At 40.2% G+C, this 8,820-nt stretch carries 7 protein-coding genes, 2 rRNA genes and 1 riboswitch; all 9 genes read left to right on the top strand.

The features are described from left to right. Nucleotides 1-103 (top strand): 23S ribosomal RNA (locus ACQCV8_RS12185); the annotation flags it as partial. A 72-nt stretch (nucleotides 104-175) separates the two neighbouring features. After that, nucleotides 176-291, top strand: a 5S ribosomal RNA gene (gene rrf, locus ACQCV8_RS12180). Between the two features lie 957 nt (nucleotides 292-1,248). Next, nucleotides 1,249-2,148: a DUF1672 family protein gene (locus ACQCV8_RS12175; RefSeq protein WP_426844898.1), complete on the top strand. Its 900-nt coding sequence runs from the start codon at nucleotides 1,249-1,251 to the stop codon at nucleotides 2,146-2,148. Nucleotides 2,149-2,865: 717 nt separating this feature from the next. Next, entirely contained in the window at nucleotides 2,866-3,774 is a 909-nt protein-coding gene (locus ACQCV8_RS12170; protein WP_426844897.1) for a DUF1672 family protein, read from the top strand. A 16-nt stretch (nucleotides 3,775-3,790) separates the two neighbouring features. After that, nucleotides 3,791-5,851, top strand: a complete 2,061-nt coding sequence (locus tag ACQCV8_RS12165) for an SA1320 family protein (RefSeq protein WP_426844896.1) — start codon at nucleotides 3,791-3,793, stop codon at nucleotides 5,849-5,851. 375 nt (nucleotides 5,852-6,226) lie between these two features. Further along, nucleotides 6,227-6,496 carry a cytidine deaminase gene (locus ACQCV8_RS12160; protein ID WP_426844895.1) on the top strand — a complete coding sequence of 90 codons (270 nt, stop codon included), beginning with the start codon at nucleotides 6,227-6,229 and terminating at the stop codon, nucleotides 6,494-6,496. A gap of 75 nt (nucleotides 6,497-6,571) precedes the next feature. Next, entirely contained in the window at nucleotides 6,572-6,772 is a 201-nt protein-coding gene (locus tag ACQCV8_RS12155; RefSeq protein ID WP_426844894.1) for an NETI motif-containing protein, read from the top strand. An 82-nt stretch (nucleotides 6,773-6,854) separates the two neighbouring features. Beyond that, a riboswitch (purine riboswitch) is annotated at nucleotides 6,855-6,956 on the top strand. A gap of 283 nt (nucleotides 6,957-7,239) precedes the next feature. Next, nucleotides 7,240-7,704 (top strand): 5-(carboxyamino)imidazole ribonucleotide mutase, encoded by a 465-nt coding sequence (gene purE / locus ACQCV8_RS12150; RefSeq protein ID WP_426844913.1) that lies wholly within the window; start codon nucleotides 7,240-7,242, stop codon nucleotides 7,702-7,704. Further along, nucleotides 7,691-8,815 carry a 5-(carboxyamino)imidazole ribonucleotide synthase gene (purK, locus tag ACQCV8_RS12145; RefSeq protein ID WP_426844912.1) on the top strand — a complete coding sequence of 375 codons (1,125 nt, stop codon included), beginning with the start codon at nucleotides 7,691-7,693 and terminating at the stop codon, nucleotides 8,813-8,815. Before purE ends, purK begins: the two co-directional genes overlap by 14 nt. Nucleotides 8,816-8,820: the final 5 nt, after the last annotated feature.

Below are 8,820 nucleotides of genomic sequence, written 5' to 3'. Positions count from 1 at the left end.
TTTGAAGTAAGACCCCTGGAAGATGACCAGGTTGATAGGTCCGAGGTGGAAGCGTGGCGACATGTGCAGCTGACGGATACTAATCGGTCGAGGACTTAACCAAATTACGTAAGGCGTTTGACTCGTGCACCAATATCGTTATCTAGTTTTGAAAGAGCAATTTTTCAGCCTTATATCTGGTGATTATGGCAAAGAGGTCACACCCGTTCCCATACCGAACACGGAAGTTAAGCTCTTCAGCGCCGATGGTAGTTGGGGGTTTCCCCCTGCGAGAGTAGGATGTTGCCAGGTACACGTGAAAAGGATCCGCCCGTTTTGAACGGGGGGTCCTTTTTTTTTTGTTTGGTTTGGGTGGAAGGGGACGGATACGCCTGGAATGGCGGGAGGGATGAGGGCGAGGCGGATACCCGAAACCGCCTTGGACGATGCTGGTGGGAACGCCACCTGGAGCCTGGCTGCCGGGTGCGGGGTGCCGGGGGTGGGGTGCCATCTTTGTCGAATCCTCCCGAAAAGTCGATATCCGCCCTGTTTCGGTCGATAAAATGAAATAATAGCCGATATATTGGAAAAATAGCCGATATATTTCAATAATAGCCGATAAAATGAAAATACAGCCGATATCCTCCAAAACTGCCGGCATACAAAGCGCCGTATCCCGAATTCTTTCTTTGAATAACCCAATAAAACTCCCAGCCGGACTAGAAACTCCCTAAAAAAGCTGAAATCTCCCGCATACAAACGTTCAAACTGACAATATCCTTAAACTTTGAAGAGAAAATTCCAAGAAATTAGGCTGCAGCATAATGATTAACCCGAATTTGAATATTCATCAGCAGCTACACAGGTTATGAAAAAACAGATTGGCTTTAATTAAAGTATGAGTGATGGTGAATCTATAGCTGTCGGCTTTTCATCTTGAGTAATGGCAGCTGATCGAACAGACCGTTGATGGTCATATAATAGGCAAAGAATGAAACAGACCTTTTTAAGGGTGGGGTATTTTGCTTTTAATGTAAATAATAGGTTTATTTAGGTTGCTGAATAGGTATATGACTATAGTCGCCTGGATTTTCTTATGCTTTTCTACGCATAAGATAATATTAATTTAACAACTTATCTGGCAAAATGCTTATATTTTTAATAATTGAATGTCACAGTAAATATTTTATTTGTATAATTTAAGCTCGTATAATCTAAGTTATCCAATAAATTAATTAGTGAGAACTTCAACATTATTAATGGAGGAATATGATGAGAATTACATATAGTCTCTTGTCTATTGAGCTAAGTTTAATTTTGTTAACAGGGTGTTCATTTATAAAAGTGTTTGAAGAAGGCAGCCAGGGCGATGATCTATATGCCAGTGTCCAGGAATATACAGGAGAGGGGTTTTATTTACCGAACAGCAGCAAGGAAATAACCGAAATAGCCAATAAGCATAAAGAAGAAATAACTAAAGCTGTGGAAGACTTTTTTATCAGCAACTATAAAACGCCGGTAACTGTTCATAATTTAGTGGGAGCCCAAGATGGCGTTTCGGTATTTGTTGAATCAAAGGGGGAGCCGCACTTTTATACATTGGCTATTGTTCCAGTCTATATAACAGAGGAAAAAGTACATTTGAAGGAAGTCCGTTCTTTGGAAGGTAAAATTGAGGAAGCCATAGCAACCGGGCTCTATGGGATGATTAATAAAGATCAATTTAAAGAGCTTAATCGCTATCTTTCTGAGGTCCAAGGGAGCTATCCTGTAACAGGAAAAAGAATCGAAGCTATTCAAAAGACTTCACCTAACGGGTTTGGCAAATCTGAATACTATACTACAAGTCTTGATGAAACATTAGATGAACTTGCAATTCAGTACATCCAGGATCCTATTAAAACAAAAGAATTAATTGAAAAAGGTAATATTCCAAAAGTAGATCCTGAAAAATTTATAATTACTATTCAGCTTTTTATGGAGGACAAGTCTGCTGCGCCAAATCAAGAGATACTGGATAGTATTGTAAGCGGCATTAAAAACAATAGCAAATTACCTCGTGGTGTATATTCCATTATCTTGAACGATAACAGAATTAGTAAAAGAACAGGAGTTGGAGAGAAAAACAATAGCTTAATAACAACTGAAGATTCCATAATCCTAAGATAGGAGCTTTAATATGTCTTCAAAAACCAGTAAAAGTATAGATAGAGCTTTAGTGGAGCTGTTAGGCAGTAGTGCTTATGAATATCCAAGCAATAACGGGCTTTCTTATTTGAATGTTTAGTCCATTAACTGAAGGTTACTAAAATTAGCCCGCCTTTCTTCTTATTTATTGTAAAAAACCCGAGGGGGTCTTTGCACGTATTGAGAGAAGGCTCTTTGAATATTTTTGAAAAAACCGCCTGTGATTTTTATCACTATAGAGTTGTATATGAAGGAATGAGGCGCAGAGCAATCTAAGGATACAAAAAAATGTACAGGAAATAAACACCAACAATAGTTTACTTCCAGGAAAATACAGGGTTCGTTTGAATCATAATCAATTTGATAAAAAATCTACCGGAATAAGAGATAACAGGCTAAGAACTTCAACGATTTTATAATAAGGAGTTTAGAATAAAGATTATTGTTACTGTAGCAGGAAATCTTGATCTGAGTGAAGTTTCTTTTTTACTTTAATGTAAATATTAGGTTTATAAACATAATTGTAAAGGTATATTACTAAAGTCATATTGTGAATATGATGAGATGATTTTTAACAACTCATCTGTATAAACTCCTGCAATTTAAATGAATAGGTAAACTGTAAAATATTTTGTTACTTTAATCTAAGATCTTTATTAAAATAGGTGAGAACTTAAACATTATTAAGGGAGGAAAATAATGAAAGTTACATATAGTGTCTTGTCTATTGGTCTAAGTTTAATTTTATTAACGGGAGGGTGTTCAAGTTTGGAGAGGTTAGAAAGTAATTCAAATAAACAAGTTAATAAAGGTGAAGGGACAGGCGCTTCTGATCAGAATGTAATTGGGGTACAGGATTACACTGGAGAAGGGCTTGTTCTGCCAAATAGCAAAGGCAACAATAAAATTTCTCCTGAAAAGAAAAAAGAAATCGAAAAAGCCGTTAAGAACTATTTTATCAGCAACTATAAAACAAAGATTATACTCCATAATATCGTTGGCAACCAAGATGGTTTTACTGCTTTCGTAGAATCTACAGACGAACCCAAATTCCACACTTATGCAATTGTGTCAACAAATGCCGATAATGTAAAAACACTTAAAGGACAAGTAGAAAATGGGATAGAAGGTGGGCTTTATGCCATTATCTATAAGGATAAAATTAGAGAACTTAAGAGATATTTAACTAATGTAAAAAATAGTTATCAAATTACAGGGAGAAGAACTGAAGCAATAAATAATACTTCTACATCAGGTTTTACTACTCAGGATTTCTACATTACACCTCTAGATGAGTCACTCGAAAATTTAGGTAAGCAATACATTGAAAATCCCCAAAGCACAATGGAAAAAGTGAATTCTATGAAGCATTACGACATAGATCCTTCTAACCTGCTAATTACCATTCAGCTTTATATGAAAGAAGAGAACGTTAAGCCTGATATAGATGTTCTTAATAAGGTGGTTGAAGGTTTGAAGAAGTCCAACAACTTACCCCCAGGTAATTACGTAGTGTATTTAAATGGAAACAAAATATATAAAGACACTGGTACCGGAAGCGAAGAAAATCAATTGCAGTCAAAGGATGGCACCATAATAATAAAATAGAACAGGTGGAATCACAATGTCTACTGAAGTTTCCAAAAATATAAGTTTAGATAAAGATCTAGTTGAGTTGTCAGGTAATGCTGCTTACAGTTTTCCTCTTGAAAGACAAGAATTTGATGTTAATGATAGTTCATATTTAGTGGTAGATACCACCTATAATAGTCCTAGCGGCTTTGACGCATTAACCGTAAAAAATGTCGACACTGATGAATATTCAATTATTTTTATTGGAACAGAACCTGGACAGGATAAGAACTATAGTGACATTTACACTGATGTCCAACTATTAACTGATCTGGAAATTCAACAGATTAAAGAGGCAAATGAATATTACGAAAAAATGGAAAAAGAGTATGAACCATTGACTTCTGTAGCTGGGAATTCTCTGGCAGGGGGACTTGCTCTCAGTGTCGGAATTAATAACCCTGATCTTAAAGCCGTAGCATATAATCCTGCCCCCCTTCCAAAAGGTATGGTCGATCCTGAAAAGGATTATCCGAACATGACCAGTTATTTTGGGATGTACGATCCTTTAACCGGAGCTTTAGTAAACGTAGATCTGGCAGACCGGGTTCCTGGAAATCATATTACCATTAACAATGGTTTACCCGGCTTTGAATATTCCGCTAACAACCATACAGGATATGGTAATCCGAAAAATCCTTTAATTGATAATATTGGTGCAGACGAATTTATAGCTGTCAGCATCTGGACCGGGGAGCCGCTCTATGGGGCCGGTGCTTCTGCCAGGATTAGATTGGATAAAGATGCCCTGACCACTCTCGTTGATAGCCTGGATACGGAAATTAAAGACAGGGCTTTACTGATCAGCAAATACGTTGCTGGAAGTGAAACTATTGTTCAAAGCGAAGCCGATGCTTTTAATAGAAGGATTGAAAAATTGCAGGAAATATTAATTAATAAGATAGAAGCAACGGTAGGTGATCCGGCTATCCAAAGCCTAACAAAAACCGGTGAAGCTGCAAAATCACTTTTGACCAGCTGCAGCACAATCATTGATGTTGCAGAGGATCTCTGCAGAGGTCTAAATAATATTTTAAACTCTCCCCCTTCACAGCTAGTGGAATTTATAACCTCAACAGATATTAGTGTGGAAAGTTTATTCTCTCCCTTGCGTAAAGAAGTAAATCACTCCCTTGATGCCGTTACTCAAACTACATCCATGTTCAGTCACATCATTGAAGCAGCCATCCCGCTGCTGATTCGTGGAGGTACTGACTTTACAAATGATGCAGTCGTGAATGAATACAACGCGCACTATCAGATACTCCAAAAAAATACATCGGCAATCACTTCCCAGATTGAACATTTTAAGACTCAGATCAGCAGTACAGCTAATGAGATTTTTAATCGGGAGGAGAATATTAAAAATAATATTGCGAACGGCACTGGGGCTATACAGGATATAGGGTTTGTTCCAGAACCCTTTACCGGAACTATGGAGGAGTCCCCATACTTTCAATTTTCTATTGATCTTAAGGATCTCGTTTTTGAATCAGGCTATGATGTTTTTAAAACAGCATGTACTTTCAAGCTGCTGCCTGTCCTCGTGGGTCTTGAGGGTCTATTAACAGCTGCCGCAGTAATATTACAAAGCATCATTTTTGCAGTTAAAGGTGCCTCTGCTTTTGCGGTTTCGATTACACCCGACCTTTTGGGACTTTTTAATAAATTTGATGCGCAAATAAAAAATTTAACCGATAAAATAGTTAAAAAAATTGATGAAGCACTAAGTCTTGTTGAAGGACTTCAAGAAGGAATTGCAAAACTAATTATTCATTTCCCTCAAATCATTGAGTTTTTCCAGCCATATTTTGAGACTGCTATTTTTGAAACCAGTAATTACAGAAATGTACAGCTTTATAACCAAGCCTCTCTAAATACTCTGGAATACTTAAACACCATATTTAAGGATATTATCTTTCAATTATCTGACCATGAATCCAATGCAATCACTGCGTTATGCGATATTTCCCGAGATCTTACTGACAATTTCGATTCCCTTAAAAGTCAGATTGAGTGCTGTACCGTTAATCAAACAGTTCCTGTTAAGTAGCGCAACAGGATCTATTCAAGGGTTAGTTAGGTGAGGGGGAAAAGGAAAAACCCACTACTATTCTCAACATCACAACCCTCCCCCTTCTTGCAGCAGACGGTTTAGCATTTGGAGCAGTGGAGCAGGAAATAAAGAACTGTCAGAGGTGTTTAATAGTCCTTATTTAACTAGCGGGTACATGTTCAATCCCGAACAATCGATTTCCGCACAACTTATTTGATATATGAAATCTCCGATATTCTTCTTATTATACTCGCTGCCTTTCTTTCTTATTTTTTCCTTCAATTTTTAAATTCCGATTTGTTCCCACTTGAGTTCCCTATTATAATGTAACAAACAGAGGTGCTAAGAATGTGATTAAGATGCACTATAAATATGGGAAGCCATGCAGGAGCCGCTTTCAGTACACTAATCACAGCCGCTCGCATCGGGAGGATAACCGACTGTGCAGAAGCTATTGCAAGGAAAGAGATATCGGAAGGGCACCGTGACTTCGAATCCATAGTAGCGGTAAGACACCCGGGACCTGATGAACCAGACCGAGGAATCAGGGTGGTTGCTCTGTGCGGAATGCGCAGAGGGCTTATTGGAGATTATGGAGAGAAGATGACGATGACTTTGGATACGAAAGACAGTCTTGCTTAAAATTTAGCTTTCAGGAAATGACGCAAGACCAACTAAAGCCTAAATTTACTGTCAGGATAAAAGAGGGATCAATACATGTCAGATAAACCAGCAAAAAAGAAATTTGAGGTCGCTGAGAACGAAAGCATCGGTACTGTTCTCGACCGTATGAAAGAAGAAGGATATGCTCCTGTCCGCCGAATGGAGGAGCCTATTTTTCAGGAGGTAAAGGAAAATGGGAGGACAGAGATAAAACCAGCCGGAAGAAAGATCGTATTCGAGGGGAAATTACTCTAAATCCGAACGATATACCATAATTTTAAACTAATGTTCGATATTTTGTGTTGACATGGTACAAAATCTCTTGTTATGATATAGATGAACATAACGACGAAGCCTTCATATAAAGTTGGGGATATGGCCCAAGAGTTTCTACCCGGACACCGTAAATGACCGGACTATGAGGGAAAGTGGATTAACCAGCGTAGTGGAATTACATACTATGCCCGGTTCGTATTGCTTTCTCTTAAGCATACGGCCGGGCTTTTTTCGATTAGGCAAAGTTGATAGCAGCTGTTTGGCAGAGCGGGAAGCGGGAGATTCCGAACTAAGAGTACAGGTGAGATTCCCAGCAAGATGGGGGCTCGCCTCCCGCCGTGGATCAGCAAATGCCTGCTGGCTGCAATGAACAGCTATGTTTTTAAAAAGCCTTTATTTTAAAAAGAGTGGGGGAGAGCGCTGTGATCGAACAGGTTGGAGTCATTATGGGAAGCCAGTCAGATTGGGAAACGATGAGGCACGCGTGCGAACTGCTGGATGAACTTGAGATTTTTTATGAAAAAAGAGTTGTATCTGCTCACCGGACGCCCGAGCTCATGTTTGAATATGCAGAATCAGCGAGAGAACGGGGACTTAAAGTCATTATTGCCGGTGCAGGGGGTGCGGCGCACCTTCCAGGGATGGTTGCGGCAAAGACAACCTTGCCGGTAATTGGCGTACCGGTTCAGTCGAAGGCTCTTAACGGACTTGATTCACTGCTTTCCATTGTGCAAATGCCGGGAGGCGTACCGGTTGCCACGGTAGCAATAGGTAAAGCTGGTGCTGTGAATGCGGCCCTGCTTGCGGCACAGATTCTCTCCATTACAGACGGCAGGATTGAAGCAGCTCTTGCCAAACGGAGAGAGGATACCCGCCAGGCAGTTCTTGAAAGCAGTGATGCCCTTGTTTAAGCAAATCGCACCAGGCCAAACCATTGGAATCATCGGCGGAGGACAGCTTGGCCGAATGATGGCACTGGATGCGAAGAATATGGGCTACCGGATTGCTGTGCTTGATCCGACGCCTGATTGTCCGTGCGGTCAGGTCGCCGATATTGAAATCACCGCGGCTTATAATGATCTTGATGCCATTAAGCAGCTTGCCTCTGTGAGTGATGTCATCACATATGAATTTGAAAACATTGATTATGATGCTCTTTTGTGGCTTGAGAACAACGCCTACCTTCCGCAGGGAAGCCGGCTGCTCTCCCTGACCCAGGACAGGCAGACAGAAAAAGAAGCCATTCAGGAAACAGGCTGCCAAGTGGCGCCCTACAGCATTCTTGAAAATGGCAACGGCCTTGAAGATGCGCTTGAGGACATCGGCTTCCCTGCTGTACTGAAAACGTGCAGAGGAGGCTACGATGGAAAAGGGCAGGCGGTCATCAAAAGCCCGGCTGATATAGGAGAGGCAGAAGCACTGCTGAACACAGGTAAATGCATTCTTGAAAAATGGGTTCCCTTTGAGAGAGAGCTCTCCATCATTGTCACAAGGAACCCGAGTGGGGATGTGAAGGTCTTTCCGGCAGCTGAGAATGTACACCGTGAAAACATTCTTCATTTAAGTATTGTTCCGGCAAGAATCACAGCGGACACTGAGAAAAGGGCCAAAGCGGCAGCATTAAAGCTCGCTGAACGCTTTGAATTGGTCGGTACACTGGCTGTTGAAATGTTTTTGGCAGAGGACGGCGAGATTTTTATCAATGAATTGGCGCCAAGGCCGCACAATTCAGGTCATTACACGATGGATTTATGCGAAACCTCTCAGTTTGAGCAGCATGTCCGTTCCGTTTGTAATTTGCCTCTCGGAAGGACGGATTTATTGAAAAAAGGGCTGATGGTGAACGTATTAGGCGAACATCTCGAAGCGGTTTTGAATAATCTTTCGTTTTTGGATGAAGCTGCGTTATACTTGTACGGTAAAAAGGAAAACAAGCCAAAGAGAAAAATGGGGCATGTTACCTTTAAAACGGACGTCATTGAAGAAACGATGGAGAAAATATCAAATCAGTGGGGTCAATAGGAGAA

Source organism: Metabacillus sp. 84 (assembly GCF_050107715.1).
Taxonomy (GTDB): domain Bacteria; phylum Bacillota; class Bacilli; order Bacillales; family Bacillaceae; genus Metabacillus_B.
This window is presented reverse-complemented; position numbering and strand designations above follow the sequence as displayed.